Below are 17,529 nucleotides of genomic sequence, written 5' to 3'. Positions count from 1 at the left end.
ATTGCGCCTCCTTTTAACGGGCGTATTGCGCTCGCTGGGAATAGCAGCCGGAGTCTGAAATCCAATGCAAAATCAGCAAATCCGTATCAGGTTGAAGGCTTTTGACCATCGCCTGATCGACCAATCCACCCAGGAAATCGTGGAAACCGCGAAACGTACTGGTGCTCAAGTGCGTGGTCCAATTCCACTGCCTACCCGTAAAGAGCGGTTCACCGTTCTGGTTTCTCCGCACGTCAACAAAGACGCGCGCGACCAGTACGAGATCCGTACTCATAAGCGTGTCCTGGACATCGTCCAGCCAACGGATAAAACCGTTGATGCACTTATGAAGCTTGATCTTGCGGCAGGTGTGGAAGTGCAGATCAGCCTCGGCTAAGACTCGGGTCTTAGTCGTGTAACGCTCTGAAATGGGCGGCCATAGCGGGTGAAAGCCCCGTACACTTATGAGGTTTACAACATGACTATTGGTGTAGTCGGTCGAAAAGCGGGCATGACTCGTATTTTCACCGAAGAAGGTGTCTCCATTCCGGTCACGGTCATTGAGATCGAGCCGAATCGCGTCACCCAGTTCAAAACCGAAGAAAGCGATGGCTATCGCGCAGTGCAAGTCACTGTCGGTGAGCGTCGTGCTTCGCGCGTGACTGCTGCTCAAGCAGGTCACTTCGCTAAAGCGAACGTTGCCGCAGGTCGCACCGTTCTGGAATTCCGTCTTGAAGAAGGCGAGTACCAGGCTGGTGATCTGATCAATGCAGAAATCTTCGCCGCTGGTCAACTGGTCGATGTGACCGGTCAGTCCAAGGGTAAGGGTTTCGCAGGTACTATCAAGCGCCACAATTTCCGTGGTCAAGATAATACTCACGGTAACTCCGTTTCCCACCGCGTCCCGGGCTCTATCGGCCAGTGCCAGACTCCTGGTCGTGTATTCAAGGGCAAAAAAATGTCCGGTCATATGGGCGCTGAGCGCGTGACCGTGCAGTCCCTGGAAGTAGTGCGTGTGGACGCTGAACGCAATCTGTTGTTGGTCAAGGGCGCTGTTCCTGGCGCTACTGGCGGCAACCTGGTTGTACGTCCAGCAGCCAAGGCTCGCGGTTAAGGGGAAGCTGACATGCAATTAAATGTAAATGACGCTCAAGCGATCGAAGTTTCCGAACTGACATTCGGCGGCGAGTTCAACGAGACGCTGGTTCACCAAGCAGTCGTGGCCTACATGGCTGGCGGCCGTCAAGGTAGCAAGCAGCAAAAGACCCGTTCCGACGTTTCCGGTGGCGGCAAGCGCCCATGGCGTCAGAAGGGTACTGGCCGTGCTCGTGCCGGTACTATCCGTAGCCCAATCTGGCGTGGCGGCGGTACCACATTCGCAGCACGTCCTCAGGACCACTCTCAGAAGCTCAACAAGAAGATGTATCGCGCAGCACTGCGCTCCATCCTCGCTGAGCTGGTTCGTACTGATCGTCTGGTCGTGGTTCAGGATTTCGCCGTTGAATCGCCGAAAACCAAAGACCTGCTGGGCAAGCTGAACGACATGAGCCTGACCGACGTATTGATCGTGTCGGATGCTGTTGATCAGAACCTGTACCTGGCTGCTCGCAACCTGCCACACGTTGATGTACGTGATGTGCAAGGTTCCGATCCAGTTAGTCTGATCGCATACGACAAAGTGTTGATCACTGTGTCGGCCGTGAAGAAATTCGAGGAGCTGCTGGGATGAACCAGGAACGCGTATTTAAAGTTCTGCTTGGCCCGCACGTTTCCGAGAAGGCTACGGTTCTGGCAGACAAGAAAGGTCAGTTCGTTTTCAAGGTTGCTACTGATGCAACCAAGCTGGAAATCAAGAAGGCCGTCGAAAGCCTGTTCAGCGTGAAAGTAGAGCGCGTCACTACCCTGAATGTTCTGGGTAAGACCAAACGCACTGCTCGCGGTCTGGGCAAGCGTAATGACTGGAAGAAGGCGGTTATCTCCCTTCAGCCAGGCCAAGATCTCGATTTCAGCAGCAGTGCTGAGTAAGGAAGGGGTGCATCATGGCAATCGTTAAATGCAAACCGACTTCCCCTGGCCGCCGTTTTGTGGTCAAGGTGGTCAACAAGGAGCTGCACAAAGGCGCTCCTCACGCACCGCTGCTCGAGAAAAAATCGAAGTCTGGTGGTCGTAACAACAATGGCCGCATCACTACTCGTCACGTAGGTGGTGGTCATAAGCAGCATTATCGTCTGGTCGACTTCCGTCGCAACGACAAGGATGGCATCGCTGCCACCGTCGAGCGCATTGAATACGATCCAAACCGTACTGCTCACATCGCACTGCTGCTGTACGCAGACGGCGAGCGTCGTTACATCATCGCGCCTAAAGGCGTGAGTGCTGGCGACCAGCTGATTGCAGGTGCCTTGGCTCCAATCAAGCCGGGCAACGCTCTGCAACTGCGTAACATCCCAGTTGGTTCCACCGTTCACGGTATCGAACTGAAACCTGGTAAAGGCGCTCAAATCGCGCGTTCCGCTGGTGCTTCGGCTCAGTTGGTCGCTCGTGAAGGTGTCTACGTGACTCTGCGTCTTCGCTCCGGTGAAATGCGTAAAGTCCTGTCCGAATGCCGTGCAACTCTCGGTGAGGTTTCCAACTCCGAGCACAGCCTGCGTTCGCTGGGTAAAGCTGGTGCCAAGCGCTGGCGTGGCGTTCGCCCAACCGTTCGTGGTGTTGCCATGAACCCGGTTGACCACCCACATGGTGGTGGTGAAGGTCGTACCTCTGGTGGTCGTCATCCGGTATCGCCGTGGGGCTTCCCGACTAAGGGCGCGAAGACTCGTGGTAATAAGCGTACCGACAAAATGATCGTCCGTCGTCGCAAGTAAATAGAGGGATACGACAGTGCCACGTTCTCTGAAAAAAGGTCCTTTTATTGATCTTCACCTACTGAAGAAGATCGAAGTGGCGGCGGAAAAGAACGATCGCAAACCGGTTAAGACCTGGTCGCGTCGTTCGATGATCCTGCCACAAATGGTCGGTTTGACCATTGCTGTGCATAACGGTCGTCAGCATGTTCCTGTTCTCGTGAACGAAGACATGGTCGGCCACAAACTGGGCGAGTTTGCCGGTACCCGCACTTATCGTGGGCACGTGGCAGACAAGAAAGCCAAGCGTTAAGGGGTAAGGAACGATGGAAGTAGCCGCTAAGTTGTCGGGCGCTCGAATCTCCGCCCAGAAAGCCCGCTTGGTCGCCGACCAGATCCGCGGGAAGAAGGTGGGCGAAGCGCTCAACCTGTTGGCTTTCAGCAGTAAGAAAGCCGCCGAGATCATGAAAAAAGTGCTGGAGTCGGCCGTAGCCAACGCCGAGCATAACGAAGGCGCAGACGTTGATGACCTCAAGGTCTCCACCGTTTTCGTCAACGAAGGGCGTTCGCTGAAGCGCATCATGCCACGTGCCAAAGGCCGTGCTGATCGCATCGTCAAGCGGTCTTGCCATATCACTGTCAAGGTTGCTGACAAGTAACGGAGTCGAAGAGATGGGTCAGAAAGTACATCCCATTGGCATTCGCCTGGGAATCGTCAAGGAGCACACCTCCGTCTGGTACGCAGACGGTCGGACTTATGCGGACTATTTGCTCGCAGATCTGAAGGTGCGTGAGTATCTCCAAGACAAACTAAAAAGCGCGTCCGTTAGCCGTATCGATATCCATCGTCCGGCTCAAACTGCACGCATCACCATCCACACCGCTCGTCCAGGTATCGTTATCGGGAAGAAAGGTGAAGATGTTGAGAAACTGCGTCAGGACCTGACCAAGCAAATGGGTGTGCCTGTGCACATCAATATCGAAGAGATCCGCAAGCCGGAGCTCGACGGTATGCTGGTTGCTCAGAGCGTAGCTCAGCAGCTGGAGCGTCGTGTGATGTTCCGTCGCGCCATGAAACGCGCCGTACAGAACGCCATGCGCATTGGTGCCAAAGGCATCAAAATCCAAGTGAGCGGTCGTCTCGGCGGTGCTGAAATCGCACGTACTGAATGGTATCGCGAAGGTCGTGTGCCACTGCACACCCTGCGTGCCGACATCGACTATGCCAACTACGAAGCTCACACCACTTACGGTGTGATCGGTGTCAAGGTTTGGATCTTCAAAGGCGAAGTAATTGGTGGTCGCCAAGAAGAACTGAAACCACAAGCACCAGCGCCTCGTAAAAAAGCTGCTAAGTAAGGGGTACGCCAAATGTTGCAACCAAAGCGTACGAAGTTCCGCAAGCAGATGACCGGCCACAACCGTGGTCTGGCGCTGCGCGGTAGCAAAGTCAGCTTCGGCGAGTTCGCGCTGAAGTCTGTTGCTCGTGGTCGTCTCACCGCTCGTCAGATCGAGTCAGCGCGTCGTGCTCTGACCCGTCACGTAAAACGTGGCGGCAAGATCTGGATCCGTGTATTCCCGGACAAGCCTATTTCCAAAAAGCCCCTCGAAGTTCGGATGGGTAAAGGTAAGGGTAACGTCGAATACTGGGTTGCCCAGATTCAGCCAGGCAAAGTCCTGTATGAAATCGAGGGTGTTTCCGAAGAGTTGGCGCGTGAGGCTTTCGCCCTGGCTGCTGCAAAGCTGCCGCTCGCCACCTCCTTTGTTAAGCGGACGGTGATGTGATGAAAGCGAATGAACTTCGTGAAAAATCAGCACAGCAACTGAACGAGCAACTGCTCGGCTTGCTGCGCGACCAGTTCAATCTGCGTATGCAGAAAGCAACTGGCCAGTTGGGGCAGTCTCACCTGCTCTCGCAAGTTAAGCGTGACATCGCTCGCGTGAAGACTGTGCTCAACCAGCAGGCAGGTAAGTAATCATGGCTGAAGCCGAAAAAACCGTCCGTACGCTGACTGGCCGTGTCGTCAGCGACAAGATGGACAAGACCATCACCGTACTGATTGAGCGTCGCGTAAAGCACCCTATCTACGGTAAATACGTTAAGCGTTCGACTAAGCTGCACGCGCACGACGAAACCAATCAATGCCACATCGGCGACAAGGTCACTATTCGTGAAACTCGTCCGATGGCCAAGACTAAATCTTGGGCGCTGGTTGATGTTCTCGAACGCGCTGTGGAAGTCTAAGGGCTAGGGGTCGGAGAAATTATATGATTCAGACTCAATCCATGCTCGATGTGGCCGATAACAGCGGCGCTCGCCGCGTTATGTGCATCAAGGTGCTTGGTGGCTCTCATCGTCGTTACGCTGGTATCGGTGACATCATCAAAGTGACCGTCAAGGAAGCAATTCCGCGCGGTAAGGTGAAAAAAGGCCAAGTGATGACTGCTGTTGTAGTCCGCACTCGCCACGGTGTTCGTCGTGCAGACGGCTCCATCATCCGCTTCGATGGCAACGCTGCTGTTCTGTTGAACAACAAGCAAGAGCCGATCGGCACCCGTATCTTTGGGCCAGTGACCCGTGAACTTCGTACTGAGAAGTTCATGAAGATCGTCTCGCTCGCCCCAGAAGTGCTGTAAGGAGATCCGACATGCAAAAGATTCGTCGTGACGACGAGATCATCGTGATCGCCGGCAAAGACAAAGGTAAGCGCGGTAAGGTGCTCAAGGTTCTCGCTGACGACCGTTTGGTCGTTGGTGGGATTAACCTGGTGAAGCGTCATACCAAGCCTAACCCGATGTCGGGCGTACAGGGCGGTATCGTCGAGAAAGAAGCGCCACTGCACGCTTCCAACGTCGCCATTTTCAACGGCGCAACCAACAAGGCTGACCGCGTTGGTTTCAAAGTTGAAGACGGCAAAAAAATTCGTGTCTTCAAGTCGACCCAAAAAGCGGTTGATGCTTGAACACTGCTAGGTAGAAGACCATGGCACGACTGAAAGAGATTTACTGGAAGGAAATCGCACCGAAGCTTAAGGAAGAACTTAAGCTGTCGAACGTGATGGAAGTTCCACGCGTAACAAAGATCACCCTGAACATGGGTCTCGGCGAAGCAATCGGCGACAAAAAAGTCATCGAGCATGCTGTTGCTGACCTGGAAAAGATCACCGGCCAGAAAGTCGTTGTGACCTACGCTCGTAAATCCATCGCTGGCTTCAAAGTCCGCGAAGGCTGGCCGATCGGCGTCAAAGTGACTCTGCGCCGTGAGCGTATGTATGAATTCCTGGATCGTCTGCTGTCGATCTCCCTGCCTCGGGTTCGCGACTTCCGCGGCCTGAATGCCAAGTCCTTCGATGGTCGTGGCAACTACAGCATGGGTGTGAAAGAGCAGATCATTTTCCCGGAAATCGACTACGACAAGATCGATGCCCTGCGCGGTCTGGACATTACCCTGACCACCACTGCTCGTACGGACGAAGAAGGTCGCGCATTGCTGCGTGCTTTCAAGTTCCCGTTCCGCAACTGATTGGAGTAGGACCATGGCCAAGAAGAGCATGAAAAACCGTGAGCTGAAGCGTCAGCTCACCGTTGCCAAGTACGCCACCAAGCGTGCAGCACTGAAAGCAATCATCGTCGATCTGAACGCAAGTCCAGAAGCGCGTTGGGAAGCTACCGTAGCGCTGCAGAAGCAACCACGTGACGCAAGCGCATCGCGCATGCGTAACCGTTGCCGCCTGACTGGTCGTCCGCACGGCGTTTACCGCAAGTTCGGCCTCGGCCGTAACAAGCTGCGTGAAGCTGCAATGCGTGGTGACGTACCAGGTCTGGTTAAAGCCAGCTGGTAAGCCGAACTTCTCGTGTTATGCGGGCAGGTTTCTTCGGAAACCGACCGGCGTAACACTTGAATTGGAATCAAGCCCCTTTTGGGGCTTGATTCGTTTCTGGCGTACGTCTAGAATTGCCGGCTCGCCAGAGCCCGTGTCCTCACGTGGCCGCGTTTTTTTGGCGACAAGCAGTAGCCGTAAGGCTAATTATTTTGTATTAGGAGCGTCTAGCCCATGAGTATGCAGGACCCGTTAGCGGACATGCTAACTCGTATCCGTAATGCCCAGATGGCCGAAAAGCCCGTCGTAAGCATGCCATCCTCCACTTTGAAGGTGGCTGTAGCCAAAGTCCTGAAGGACGAAGGTTACATTGCGGGTTATCAGATCAGCAGCGAAACCAAGCCCTTGCTGTCTATCGAGCTGAAATATTTCGAAGGCCGTCCGGTTATCGAAGAAGTCAAGCGCGTTAGTCGTCCAGGCCTGCGTCAGTACAAGTCCGTCGATGATCTGCCAAAAGTTCGTGGCGGTCTCGGTGTGTCTATCGTCTCCACCAACAAAGGTGTGATGACGGATCGTGCTGCGCGCGCTGCCGGTGTCGGCGGCGAAGTGCTTTGCACAGTGTTCTAAGGGGGGGATAAGCATGTCACGCGTAGCTAAGAACCCCGTTAAGTTGCCAGCAGGCGTCGAAGTTAAACTCGTCGGTCAGCAGCTTTCGGTGAAGGGTGCAAAAGGCACTCTGGACCTGAACATTCATTCGTCCGTTGAAATTGTTGAAGAAGCTGGTGAGCTGCGTTTTGCTGCTCGTAACGGCGATCAACAGACTCGCGCAATGGCCGGTACCACTCGTGCGTTGGTAAACAACATGGTCCAAGGCGTAAGCCAAGGCTTCGAGCGTAAGCTCCAGCTGGTCGGTGTTGGTTACAAAGCGCAAGCAAAAGGCACGGTGCTGAACCTGGCCCTTGGCTTCTCGCACCCAGTGGACTACGAATTGCCAGCAGGCATCACCGCTGAGACTCCCAACCAAACCGATATCTTCATCCGTGGTATCGACAAGCAGTTGGTTGGTCAAGTGGCCGCTGAGATCCGCGACTTCCGCCGTCCAGAGCCATACAAAGGCAAAGGCGTGCGTTACGCGGACGAAGTCGTCCGTCGTAAAGAAGCCAAGAAGAAGTAGGGCATAGCAAATGACCGTCAAAAAAGTTACCCGACTGCGTCGCGCTCGCAAAGCACGCCTGAAAATGCACGAACTCGAAGTCGTGCGTCTCTGCGTGTACCGCTCTTCGCAGCACATTTATGCCCAGGTCATTTCGGCCGACGGCAGCAAAGTCCTGGCAAATGCCTCGACTTTGGACAAAGAACTGCGTGATGGCGCCACTGGCAACATCGACGCGGCCACTAAAGTTGGCCAGCTGATCGCTGAGCGTGCGAAAGCCGCCGGTGTATCGCAAGTGGCTTTTGATCGTTCCGGCTTCAAGTACCACGGTCGCGTCAAGGCGCTGGCTGATGCTGCTCGTGAAGGCGGGCTGGAGTTCTAAGTTATGGCAAATAACGACCAAAAACGCGACGAAGGCTACATCGAGAAGCTGGTTCAAGTTAATCGCGTAGCAAAAACCGTAAAAGGCGGCCGTATCTTCACTTTCACCGCGTTGACCGTGGTGGGTGATGGTAAGGGCCGTGTTGGCTTCGGCCGTGGCAAGTCGCGTGAAGTGCCTGCTGCGATCCAGAAGGCAATGGAAGCTGCTCGCCGCAACATGATCCAAGTTGATCTGAACGGCACCACTCTGCAGTACGCCATGAAGTCCGCTCACGGCGCTTCGAAGGTTTACATGCAGCCTGCTTCTGAAGGTACTGGCATCATCGCCGGCGGCGCAATGCGTGCTGTCCTGGAAGTTGCTGGCGTTCAGAACGTTCTGGCCAAATGCTACGGTTCGACCAACCCGGTCAACGTTGTACACGCAACGTTCAAGGGTTTGAAGGCCATGCAGTCTCCTGAGTCCATCGCTGCCAAGCGCGGCTTGAACGTTGAGGAGATCATCTGATCATGGCTACCGTTAAAGTTACTTTGATCAAAAGCATGACCGGCCGCATCCCTAACCACAAACTGTGCGTTAAGGGTCTGGGTCTGCGTCGCATCGGTCACACTGTAGAAGTCGCTGATACCCCGGAAAACCGTGGGATGATCAACAAGGCTTACTACATGCTGCGAGTCGAGGGTTAATCGATGAAACTCAATGATCTGAGTCCTGCGCCGGGTTCCCGTCGCGAGAAGCATCGTCCGGGCCGTGGTATCGGTAGTGGTTTGGGTAAGACTGGTGGCCGCGGCCACAAAGGTCAGACCTCCCGCTCCGGTGGCACCATCGCTCCGGGCTTCGAAGGCGGCCAACAGCCGTTGCATCGTCGTCTGCCTAAGTTCGGCTTCGTCTCTTTGAAGGCTATGGATCGTGCAGAAGTTCGCACCTCCGAGCTGGCTAAAGTGGAAGGCGTCGTAACTGTGCAGTCCCTGAAGGATGCCAACGTGATCAACCAAAACGTACAGCGCGTGAAAATCATGCTGTCCGGTGAGGTTACTCGCGCGGTCACCCTCAAAGGTATCGCAGCCACCAAAGGTGCGCGTGCGGCTATCGAAGCAGCTGGCGGCAAATTCGAGGAATAAATGGCTAAGCAAGGTGCTCTCTCAGCGCTCAGCAAAAGCGGCGGGTTGTCCGAGCTCTGGGCTCGTCTGCGTTTTCTGTTCCTGGCGATTATCGTCTATCGGATCGGTGCGCATATCCCAGTTCCAGGTATCAACCCTGACCGGCTGGCGGACCTGTTTCGACAGAATGAGGGGACCATTCTTAGCTTGTTCAACATGTTTTCCGGTGGTGCGCTGGAGCGCATGAGCATCTTTGCGTTGGGAATCATGCCGTACATTTCGGCGTCGATCATCATGCAGCTCATGACCGCTGTCAGCCCACAGCTGGAGCAGTTGAAGAAGGAAGGTGAGGCTGGTCGTCGTAAGATCAGCCAATACACCCGCTATGGCACCGTTGTACTGGCCCTGGTTCAAGCTATTGGCATGTCCATTGGCTTGGCGGGTCAGGGCGTCGCTTTTTCTGCAGATATCGGCTTCCACTTCGTGGCGGTTACCACCTTCGTGGCGGGTGCCTTGTTCATGATGTGGCTGGGCGAGCAGATCACAGAGCGCGGTGTTGGTAACGGTATCTCGATGTTGATTTTTTCGGGTATCGTCGCCGGTCTTCCGAGGGCTATCGGGCAGTCTTTCGAGTCTGCACGTCAGGGTGATATCAACATTTTCGCTCTGGTCGCCATCGGTTTGCTGGCAGTAGCGATCATCGGTTTCGTGGTGTTCATTGAGCGTGGTCAGCGTCGTATCGCTGTTCACTACGCCAAGCGTCAGCAGGGCCGTAAGGTCTTCGCAGCGCAGACCAGCCACTTGCCGCTGAAAGTGAACATGGCTGGTGTAATTCCGGCCATTTTCGCGAGCAGCATCTTGCTGTTTCCGGCTTCGTTGGGTGCCTGGTTCGGTCAGTCTGAAGGTATGGGCTGGTTGCAGGACATCTCGCAGTCGATCGCTCCTGGTCAGCCGTTGAATATTCTGCTGTTTAGTGCAGGGATTATTTTCTTCTGCTTCTTCTATACGGCGTTGATGTTCAATCCGAAAGACGTAGCGGAAAACCTGAAGAAGTCCGGTGCCTTTATTCCGGGTATCCGTCCTGGTGAGCAGTCGGCACGCTATATCGATGGCGTTTTGACTCGTCTGACCATGTTCGGTGCTCTATATATGATGGCCGTGTGCTTGTTGCCCCAGTTTCTGGTGGTGGCTGCAAACGTGCCGTTCTACCTTGGCGGGACCTCGTTGCTGATCGTGGTCGTGGTTGTGATGGACTTCATGTCCCAAGTGCAATCTCACCTCGTTTCGCACCAGTATGAATCCCTGATGAAGAAAGCCAACCTGAAGGGCTACGGCAGCGGCATGCTGCGCTGAAGCACCCATAAGGTTCGAGGAGTTGGTGATGAAAGTTCGTGCATCGGTGAAAAAGCTGTGCCGCAACTGCAAGATTATTCGCCGCGAAGGTGTTGTTCGAGTAATTTGCAGCGCGGAACCACGTCACAAGCAGCGCCAAGGCTGAGTGTGATCTGTGCTAAAAGCCCAGCAGCTAGTGCGCTGCTGGGTTGATTATTTGTTATTACAGCGATATTATCTCGCGCCCTATTTCTTGGCTTCCGGGGCGTAGGTAGCTGTCAATTGGAGTCCCACTGAATGGCCCGTATTGCAGGCGTTAACATTCCAGATAACAAGCATACTGTTATCTCGCTGACCTACATCTATGGTGTTGGTCGCACGACTGCACAGAAAATCTGTGCTACCACCGGGGTTAACCCGGCGGCGAAGATCAAAGATCTGAGCGATGAGCAGATTGAACAGCTGCGTGGCGAAGTCGCGAAGTTCACCACTGAAGGTGACCTGCGTCGCGAAATCAACATGAAAATCAAGCGCTTGATGGATCTCGGTTGCTACCGCGGTCTGCGTCATCGTCGCGGTCTTCCAGTACGCGGTCAGCGTACCAAGACCAACGCGCGTACCCGTAAAGGTCCGCGTAAGCCGATCCGCAAGTAATCGCCCCAGCGAATCGACAGGAATTAAATCATGGCAAAACCTGCTGCTCGTCCTCGTAAAAAAGTTAAAAAGACAGTGGTTGATGGCATCGCCCACATCCATGCTTCTTTTAACAACACCATCGTGACCATCACCGACCGTCAAGGTAACGCTCTTTCCTGGGCTACCTCCGGTGGTTCGGGTTTCCGCGGTTCCCGCAAGTCCACCCCGTTCGCTGCTCAAGTAGCTGCTGAGCGTGCTGGTCAAGCTGCGCTGGAATACGGCCTGAAAAACCTCGACGTTAACGTCAAAGGTCCAGGTCCAGGTCGTGAATCTGCTGTCCGTGCTTTGAACGGCTGTGGCTACAAGATCGCCAGCATCACCGACGTGACGCCAATCCCGCACAACGGGTGCCGTCCGCCGAAGAAGCGCCGCGTGTAATCCAGGAGATTGTAAAGAATGGCTCGTTACATTGGTCCAAAATGCAAACTCGCTCGTCGCGAAGGCACCGATCTCTTCCTGAAGAGCGGCGTGCGCGCTATCGAATCGAAGTGCAACATTGAAGCAGCACCTGGTATCCACGGTCAGCGCCGCGGTCGCCAGTCCGACTACGGCACCCAGCTGCGTGAAAAGCAGAAAGTCCGTCGTATCTATGGCGTTCTCGAGCGTCAGTTCAGCGGTTACTACAAAGAAGCTGCCGGCAAGAAAGGCGCTACTGGTGAGAACCTGCTGCAACTGCTCGAATGCCGTCTGGACAACGTCGTATACCGTATGGGTTTCGGTTCTACTCGTGCCGAATCTCGTCAGCTGGTATCGCACAAGTCGGTTAGCGTAAACGGTAAAACCGTTAACGTTCCGTCCTACCAGGTTCGTGCTGGTGACGTAGTAGCTATTCGCGAAAAAGCGAAAAACCAACTGCGTATCGTCCAGGCTCTCGATCTGTGTGCCCAACGTGGCCGCGTAGAATGGGTAGAAGTAGACACTGAGAAAAAATCTGGCGTCTTCAAAAACGTTCCAGCTCGCAGTGATCTGTCCGCCGACATCAACGAAAGCCTGATTGTCGAGCTCTACTCCAAGTAAGGGCTAGAAAATAGGTGCATCCATGCAGATTTCGGTAAATGAGTTCCTGACACCCCGTCACATTGATGTACAGGTTGTCAGTCCAACCCGCGCCAAAATCACTCTCGAGCCTCTCGAGCGTGGTTTCGGCCATACCCTGGGCAACGCGCTGCGCCGCATCTTGTTGTCCTCCATGCCCGGCTGTGCAGTAGTCGAGGCCGAGATTGACGGTGTACTTCATGAGTACAGCGCCATCGAAGGTGTACAGGAAGATGTCATTGAAATCCTGTTGAACCTTAAAGGTCTGGCTATCAAGCTGCACGGTCGAGACGAAGTTACGCTGACCTTGTCGAAGAAGGGTTCGGGGGTGGTTACCGCTGCCGATATTCAGCTGGATCATGATGTCGAGATCGTCAACCCCGATCACGTAATCGCTAACCTGGCGTCTAACGGCGCCCTGAACATGAAGCTCGTTGTAGCTCGTGGTCGCGGTTATGAACCAGCAGACTCGCGTCAGAGCGACGAAGACGAAAGCCGCAGCATTGGTCGCTTGCAGCTCGACTCCTCGTTCAGCCCGGTACGTCGTATCGCATACGTGGTGGAAAACGCCCGTGTCGAACAGCGTACCAACCTGGACAAACTGGTTATCGATCTGGAAACCAACGGTACTCTGGACCCTGAAGAGGCAATCCGTCGCGCTGCAACCATTCTGCAACAGCAGTTGGCTGCGTTCGTCGACCTCAAAGGTGACAGCGAACCTGTTGTAGTCGAACAGGAAGACGAGATCGATCCGATCCTGCTTCGTCCGGTTGACGATTTGGAACTGACCGTACGTTCGGCCAACTGCCTTAAGGCGGAGAACATTTACTACATCGGTGATCTGATCCAGCGCACTGAAGTGGAACTGTTGAAGACTCCGAACCTGGGCAAGAAATCCTTGACCGAAATCAAGGACGTTCTGGCTTCTCGTGGTCTCTCCCTCGGCATGCGCCTCGACAACTGGCCGCCTGCAAGTCTTAAGAAGGACGACAAGGCGACTGCCTGATCGTCGTAATCACCGAACGTTGTGTTTGGTAAGGAATGAACCATGCGTCATCGTAAAAGTGGACGTCACCTGAGCCGTACCAGCTCTCACCGCAAGGCCATGTTTCAAAACATGGCGGTGTCGCTGTTCGAGCACGAGCTGATCAAAACTACCCTGCCGAAAGCCAAGGAACTGCGCCGCGTTGCCGAGCCGCTGATCACTTTGGCCAAGATCGACAGCGTTGCTAACCGCCGTCTGGCTTTCGACCGTACTCGTTCGAAAGAAATCGTCGGTAAGCTGTTCAACGATCTGGGCAAGCGCTATGCGACCCGTGAGGGTGGCTACCTGCGTATCCTGAAGTGCGGTTTCCGCGCTGGCGACAATGCGCCTATGGCGTACGTCGAGCTGGTTGATCGTCCAGTCGGTGGCTCTGTAGAAGCTGCTGAGTAAGACATCAGTCTTCACAAAAAACCGGGCCTAGTGCCCGGTTTTTTGTTGCCTGTCATTTAGTTAAATACAACGCGTTATCAGTTGAGCGCCAGGTTATTGCGCTGATTCTTAGTGATAAAGAGAACTCACCTCATTTACCCATGTTTTCGGCACCAAATGTCACGTATTCGGTGATTTTCTTCGGTTTTCTGCTTCTTGAAAGGTGACCTGTCGCCAATGTTGGTCCAAACTATCGACTTTCATGAAGGAGATTCACGGCGATGCAAGGCCACCCGGACGTCATCGATTACCTCAACACGCTGCTGACCGGCGAATTGGCTGCACGCGACCAATATTTCGTCCATTCGCGGATGTATGAGGATTGGGGTTTCACCAAGCTCTACGAGCGTATCAATCATGAAATGGAAGAAGAGGCACAACACGCTGATGCGTTAATGCGTCGTATTTTGATGCTTGAAGGAACGCCGCGCATGCGGCCGGACGATCTGGACGTGGGTACTACCGTGCCTGAAATGCTCGCCAGCGATCTTCGTCTCGAATATAAGGTCCGCGCAGCATTGTGCAAAGGTATCGCGCTCTGTGAGCAGCATAAGGACTACGTGAGTCGTGACATCTTGCGTGTTCAACTGGCCGATACTGAAGAAGATCACACCTACTGGCTCGAAAAGCAGATGGGTCTGATCAAATCCATCGGGCTGGAAAACTACCTGCAATCGCAGTTCTGATTCATCAGCTTAAAAAAGCCCCTGTCATGATCGCCATGATAGGGGCTTTTTCGTTTTTACACGGTGATCAGGCGCGATCACGTTCGAGTAAAGGTTTGAGGTAATGCCCGGTGTAAGACTGTTTCATTTCCGCGACTTGTTCTGGAGTACCGGTGGCAATGATTTGCCCGCCTTTGGAGCCGCCTTCCGGTCCCAGGTCGACCAGCCAGTCCGCGGTTTTGATCACGTCCAGATTATGCTCAATCACGACGACGGTGTTGCCGTGGTCCCGCAGGCGGTGCAAGACGTCCAACAGTTGTTGAATGTCTGCGAAGTGCAAACCTGTAGTGGGCTCGTCAAGGATGTAGAGGGTTTTGCCGGTATCTCGTTTGGACAGCTCGCGCGATAGCTTCACTCGCTGCGCTTCACCACCAGACAGCGTGGTGGCCGATTGACCGAGCTTGATATACGAGAGCCCGACATCCATCAACGTCTGCAGCTTGCGCGCCAATGCCGGAACAGCATCGAAGAACGTGCGCGCTTCCTCGATAGTCATTTCCAGCACTTCGTGGATGCTTTTGCCCTTGTATTTGATCTCAAGGGTCTCACGGTTATAGCGCTTGCTCTTGCACACGTCGCACGGCACGTAGATGTCTGGCAGGAAGTGCATTTCGACCTTGATCAGCCCGTCGCCCTGACAGGCTTCGCACCGGCCGCCTTTGACGTTGAACGAGAAGCGGCCCGGTCCGTAGCCCCGAGAGCGAGATTCAGGAACGCCGGAGAACAGCTCGCGAATCGGGGTGAACAGGCCCGTGTAGGTGGCGGGGTTCGAACGCGGCGTCCGGCCGATTGGGCTCTGATCGATGTCTACCACTTTGTCCAGGTGCTGAAGGCCATCGATGCTGTCGTGCGTAGCGGCCTCCAGCGTCGTCGCCCCGTTCAACGCAGTTGCGCTGAGCGGGAACAGCGTGTTGTTGATCAGCGTCGATTTGCCTGATCCGGAAACGCCCGTGACGCATGTCAGCAAGCCGATCGGGATTTCCAGATCGACATTACGCAGGTTATTCCCGCGCGCGCCTTTTAGTTTGAGAGACAGCTTCTTGTTACGCGGGGTGCGCTTCGCCGGTACCTCGATCTTGACGCGACCTGACAGGTATTTACCGGTGAGCGAGTCCGGGTGGGACATGACCTCTTCTGGCGTGCCCTCCGCGACGATATTGCCGCCGTGCACGCCAGCTCCGGGTCCAATGTCCACCACATAATCGGCGAGGCGGATGGCATCTTCGTCATGCTCAACCACGATCACGGTGTTGCCGATGTCACGAAGGTGACGGAGCGTGTCCAGCAGCCTGTCGTTGTCGCGTTGGTGCAGGCCAATGGAGGGTTCGTCAAGGATGTACATCACCCCCACGAGGCCCGCGCCGATCTGGCTGGCAAGGCGAATACGCTGAGCTTCACCGCCCGACAGGGTGTCGGCGCTGCGGTCCAGCGTCAGGTAATCCAGGCCCACGTTCACGAGGAACTGCAACCGCTCGCGGATCTCTTTGAGAATCTTGTCCGCAATCTCGCCACGACGTCCTGTCAGCTTTAGTTCGCCAAAGTATTCAGTGGCGTCACCGATAGGCAGGTTGGTGACGGCCGGGAGCGTTTTTTCGCCCACCCAAACGTGCCGAGCCTCACGACGCAGTCGCGTCCCTCGGCAATCCGGGCAAGGTTGAGTGCTGAGGAATTTCGCCAGTTCTTCGCGCACAGTGGCGGATTCGGTTTCGCGATAGCGACGCTCAAGGTTAGGCACGATCCCTTCGAAGGGGTGAGCGCGCTTGACGATGTCGCCACGGTCATTCAGGTAGCGGAAGTCGACGTTCTGGCTCCCGCTGCCGTTGAGCAGGACTTTTTGGAGATCGGCTGGCAGTTCCTTGAACGGCACTTCCAAACTGAAACCGTAATGACTCGCTAAAGACCCGAGCATCTGGAAATAGTAAACGTTGCGTCGGTCCCAACCACGTATCGCGCCTTCGGCCAACGTCAGTTCGCTATTCACCAGTCGTTTGATATCGAAGAACTGCTTCACACCCAGGCCATCGCAGGTCGGACAGGCGCCCGCCGGGTTGTTGAAGGAGAACAGCTTGGGTTCCAGCTCGCTGATGGCGTGTCCACAGATGGGGCAGGCAAACCGCGCGGAGAAAATCATCTCTTCGCCGGGTTCATCGTCCATCGGTGCGACCAGCGCGATGCCGTCGGCCAGTTTTAGTGCTGTTTCAAACGACTCGGCCAGACGTTGTTGCAGGTCGGCACGGACCTTGAAACGGTCGACGACGACGTCAATGGAGTGCTTCTTCTGTTTATCCAGTTTCGGCAGCTCGTCGAGTTCGCACAGCTTGCCGTTGACCCGTGCACGAACGAAGCCCTGAGCGCGCAGTTCTTCGAATACCGCCAAATGCTCGCCTTTGCGCTCGCGCACAACCGGGGCGAGCAACATCAGCTTGGCGCCCTCTGGCTCCGCAAGCACCAGATCGACCATCTGACTGACGGTCTGCGCTTCCAGCGGGATGTCGTGGTCCGGGCAGCGTGGTGTGCCGACGCGGGCATATAGCAAGCGCAGGTAGTCGTAGATTTCGGTGATGGTGCCCACGGTCGAACGCGGGTTGTGGGATGTGGACTTCTGCTCAATCGAAATCGCAGGCGAGAGGCCTTCGATGGTGTCAACGTCAGGCTTTTCCATCATCGACAGGAACTGGCGCGCGTACGCCGAAAGCGACTCGACGTAGCGGCGTTGGCCTTCGGCGTACAGCGTGTCGAATGCCAGCGACGACTTACCGGAACCAGAAAGGCCGGTAATGACGATCAGCTTGTCGCGGGGCAGGGTGAGGTCGATGTTTTTCAGGTTGTGGGTTCGTGCCCCACGAATCAGGATCTTGTCCAAGGTGGCCTCGCACGGCGGGCGTAAAACGCTGGAGTATACGGCCAAATACTGGATGGATGCACACTATTGAGCAGTCGGCCTACGTACAGGGGAAAAAGAAAATTCCCGCGATGCGCGGCAAAGCGTCGT

The 17,529-nt window shown here is 55.0% G+C and carries 30 protein-coding genes; 29 read left to right on the top strand and 1 reads right to left on the bottom strand.

Going from position 1 to position 17,529, the window contains the following annotated elements:
- Positions 1-64 precede the first annotated feature (64 nt).
- The 29 genes from rpsJ (at position 65) to bfr (ending at position 14,498) form a co-directional block, all read left to right on the top strand.
- The gene (gene rpsJ / locus ACWKWE_RS28830; RefSeq protein ID WP_003186070.1) at positions 65-376 is read left to right on the top strand and encodes a 30S ribosomal protein S10; all 312 of its coding nucleotides are present in this window, start codon (positions 65-67) and stop codon (positions 374-376) included.
- Between the two features lie 81 nt (positions 377-457).
- A complete protein-coding gene (rplC, locus tag ACWKWE_RS28825) occupies positions 458-1,093 on the top strand; it encodes a 50S ribosomal protein L3 (protein ID WP_166598557.1) in 636 nt (211 codons plus the stop codon).
- 12 nt (positions 1,094-1,105) lie between these two features.
- Entirely contained in the window at positions 1,106-1,708 is a 603-nt protein-coding gene (gene rplD, locus ACWKWE_RS28820) for a 50S ribosomal protein L4 (RefSeq protein ID WP_037017717.1), read from the top strand.
- Complete coding sequence (rplW, locus tag ACWKWE_RS28815) at positions 1,705-2,004, top strand: 50S ribosomal protein L23 (RefSeq protein WP_008374165.1); 300 nt, start codon at positions 1,705-1,707, stop codon at positions 2,002-2,004. Before rplD ends, rplW begins: the two co-directional genes overlap by 4 nt.
- Before the next feature lie 14 nt (positions 2,005-2,018).
- On the top strand, positions 2,019-2,843 hold the full coding sequence (gene rplB, locus ACWKWE_RS28810) for a 50S ribosomal protein L2 (RefSeq protein ID WP_166598556.1): 825 nt from the start codon (positions 2,019-2,021) through the stop codon (positions 2,841-2,843).
- Positions 2,844-2,859: 16 nt separating this feature from the next.
- Positions 2,860-3,135, top strand: coding sequence for a 30S ribosomal protein S19 (gene rpsS, locus ACWKWE_RS28805; protein ID WP_002555486.1), 276 nt, complete (start codon positions 2,860-2,862; stop codon positions 3,133-3,135).
- Positions 3,136-3,148: 13 nt separating this feature from the next.
- Complete coding sequence (gene rplV, locus ACWKWE_RS28800) at positions 3,149-3,481, top strand: 50S ribosomal protein L22 (RefSeq protein WP_003103908.1); 333 nt, start codon at positions 3,149-3,151, stop codon at positions 3,479-3,481.
- Positions 3,482-3,494: 13 nt separating this feature from the next.
- On the top strand, positions 3,495-4,181 hold the full coding sequence (gene rpsC, locus ACWKWE_RS28795) for a 30S ribosomal protein S3 (RefSeq protein ID WP_008065719.1): 687 nt from the start codon (positions 3,495-3,497) through the stop codon (positions 4,179-4,181).
- 12 nt (positions 4,182-4,193) lie between these two features.
- A complete protein-coding gene (rplP, locus tag ACWKWE_RS28790) occupies positions 4,194-4,607 on the top strand; it encodes a 50S ribosomal protein L16 (protein WP_003228729.1) in 414 nt (137 codons plus the stop codon).
- Positions 4,607-4,798, top strand: a complete 192-nt coding sequence (gene rpmC / locus ACWKWE_RS28785) for a 50S ribosomal protein L29 (RefSeq protein ID WP_002555481.1) — start codon at positions 4,607-4,609, stop codon at positions 4,796-4,798. Before rplP ends, rpmC begins: the two co-directional genes overlap by 1 nt.
- A 2-nt stretch (positions 4,799-4,800) precedes the next feature.
- Complete coding sequence (rpsQ, locus tag ACWKWE_RS28780; RefSeq protein ID WP_003194644.1) at positions 4,801-5,067, top strand: 30S ribosomal protein S17; 267 nt, start codon at positions 4,801-4,803, stop codon at positions 5,065-5,067.
- A 23-nt stretch (positions 5,068-5,090) separates the two neighbouring features.
- Positions 5,091-5,459 carry a 50S ribosomal protein L14 gene (gene rplN / locus ACWKWE_RS28775; RefSeq protein ID WP_002555479.1) on the top strand — a complete coding sequence of 123 codons (369 nt, stop codon included), beginning with the start codon at positions 5,091-5,093 and terminating at the stop codon, positions 5,457-5,459.
- Positions 5,460-5,470: 11 nt separating this feature from the next.
- Entirely contained in the window at positions 5,471-5,785 is a 315-nt protein-coding gene (gene rplX / locus ACWKWE_RS28770; RefSeq protein WP_002555478.1) for a 50S ribosomal protein L24, read from the top strand.
- Positions 5,786-5,805: 20 nt separating this feature from the next.
- Positions 5,806-6,345 carry a 50S ribosomal protein L5 gene (gene rplE, locus ACWKWE_RS28765; protein WP_037017720.1) on the top strand — a complete coding sequence of 180 codons (540 nt, stop codon included), beginning with the start codon at positions 5,806-5,808 and terminating at the stop codon, positions 6,343-6,345.
- 13 nt (positions 6,346-6,358) lie between these two features.
- Positions 6,359-6,664, top strand: a complete 306-nt coding sequence (gene rpsN / locus ACWKWE_RS28760; RefSeq protein WP_003228726.1) for a 30S ribosomal protein S14 — start codon at positions 6,359-6,361, stop codon at positions 6,662-6,664.
- Between the two features lie 213 nt (positions 6,665-6,877).
- Positions 6,878-7,270, top strand: coding sequence for a 30S ribosomal protein S8 (gene rpsH, locus ACWKWE_RS28755; RefSeq protein ID WP_020290698.1), 393 nt, complete (start codon positions 6,878-6,880; stop codon positions 7,268-7,270).
- Positions 7,271-7,283: 13 nt separating this feature from the next.
- On the top strand, positions 7,284-7,817 hold the full coding sequence (gene rplF / locus ACWKWE_RS28750; RefSeq protein WP_074758964.1) for a 50S ribosomal protein L6: 534 nt from the start codon (positions 7,284-7,286) through the stop codon (positions 7,815-7,817).
- A 10-nt stretch (positions 7,818-7,827) separates the two neighbouring features.
- The gene (gene rplR, locus ACWKWE_RS28745; protein ID WP_037017727.1) at positions 7,828-8,178 is read left to right on the top strand and encodes a 50S ribosomal protein L18; all 351 of its coding nucleotides are present in this window, start codon (positions 7,828-7,830) and stop codon (positions 8,176-8,178) included.
- Positions 8,179-8,181: 3 nt separating this feature from the next.
- Positions 8,182-8,682 carry a 30S ribosomal protein S5 gene (gene rpsE, locus ACWKWE_RS28740; protein WP_093468883.1) on the top strand — a complete coding sequence of 167 codons (501 nt, stop codon included), beginning with the start codon at positions 8,182-8,184 and terminating at the stop codon, positions 8,680-8,682.
- A 2-nt stretch (positions 8,683-8,684) separates the two neighbouring features.
- Complete coding sequence (rpmD, locus tag ACWKWE_RS28735) at positions 8,685-8,861, top strand: 50S ribosomal protein L30 (RefSeq protein ID WP_093468886.1); 177 nt, start codon at positions 8,685-8,687, stop codon at positions 8,859-8,861.
- Between the two features lie 3 nt (positions 8,862-8,864).
- The gene (gene rplO / locus ACWKWE_RS28730; protein WP_037017733.1) at positions 8,865-9,296 is read left to right on the top strand and encodes a 50S ribosomal protein L15; all 432 of its coding nucleotides are present in this window, start codon (positions 8,865-8,867) and stop codon (positions 9,294-9,296) included.
- Entirely contained in the window at positions 9,297-10,628 is a 1,332-nt protein-coding gene (gene secY, locus ACWKWE_RS28725) for a preprotein translocase subunit SecY (RefSeq protein ID WP_062384496.1), read from the top strand. It abuts the gene before it with no gap.
- A gap of 28 nt (positions 10,629-10,656) precedes the next feature.
- A complete protein-coding gene (gene rpmJ, locus ACWKWE_RS28720; RefSeq protein ID WP_002555468.1) occupies positions 10,657-10,773 on the top strand; it encodes a 50S ribosomal protein L36 in 117 nt (38 codons plus the stop codon).
- Positions 10,774-10,904: 131 nt separating this feature from the next.
- Positions 10,905-11,261 (top strand): 30S ribosomal protein S13, encoded by a 357-nt coding sequence (gene rpsM / locus ACWKWE_RS28715; RefSeq protein ID WP_004883692.1) that lies wholly within the window; start codon positions 10,905-10,907, stop codon positions 11,259-11,261.
- Between the two features lie 30 nt (positions 11,262-11,291).
- The gene (gene rpsK / locus ACWKWE_RS28710; protein ID WP_002555466.1) at positions 11,292-11,681 is read left to right on the top strand and encodes a 30S ribosomal protein S11; all 390 of its coding nucleotides are present in this window, start codon (positions 11,292-11,294) and stop codon (positions 11,679-11,681) included.
- 18 nt (positions 11,682-11,699) lie between these two features.
- The gene (gene rpsD / locus ACWKWE_RS28705) at positions 11,700-12,320 is read left to right on the top strand and encodes a 30S ribosomal protein S4 (protein WP_002555465.1); all 621 of its coding nucleotides are present in this window, start codon (positions 11,700-11,702) and stop codon (positions 12,318-12,320) included.
- 22 nt (positions 12,321-12,342) lie between these two features.
- Positions 12,343-13,344 carry a DNA-directed RNA polymerase subunit alpha gene (locus ACWKWE_RS28700; RefSeq protein ID WP_007970428.1) on the top strand — a complete coding sequence of 334 codons (1,002 nt, stop codon included), beginning with the start codon at positions 12,343-12,345 and terminating at the stop codon, positions 13,342-13,344.
- Between the two features lie 42 nt (positions 13,345-13,386).
- The gene (gene rplQ / locus ACWKWE_RS28695) at positions 13,387-13,773 is read left to right on the top strand and encodes a 50S ribosomal protein L17 (protein ID WP_166598553.1); all 387 of its coding nucleotides are present in this window, start codon (positions 13,387-13,389) and stop codon (positions 13,771-13,773) included.
- Positions 13,774-14,033: 260 nt separating this feature from the next.
- On the top strand, positions 14,034-14,498 hold the full coding sequence (gene bfr, locus ACWKWE_RS28690) for a bacterioferritin (RefSeq protein WP_166598552.1): 465 nt from the start codon (positions 14,034-14,036) through the stop codon (positions 14,496-14,498).
- A 67-nt stretch (positions 14,499-14,565) separates the two neighbouring features.
- Here bfr and uvrA read toward each other — a convergent pair whose 3' ends face one another.
- Positions 14,566-17,400, bottom strand: coding sequence for an excinuclease ABC subunit UvrA (uvrA, locus tag ACWKWE_RS28685; protein WP_166598551.1), 2,835 nt, complete (start codon positions 17,398-17,400; stop codon positions 14,566-14,568).
- Positions 17,401-17,529 lie beyond the last annotated feature (129 nt).

The organism is Pseudomonas salicis, assembly GCF_057128705.1.
The sequence above is the reverse complement of the archived record's forward strand: the minus strand, read 5'-3'. Positions and strand labels throughout refer to the sequence as shown.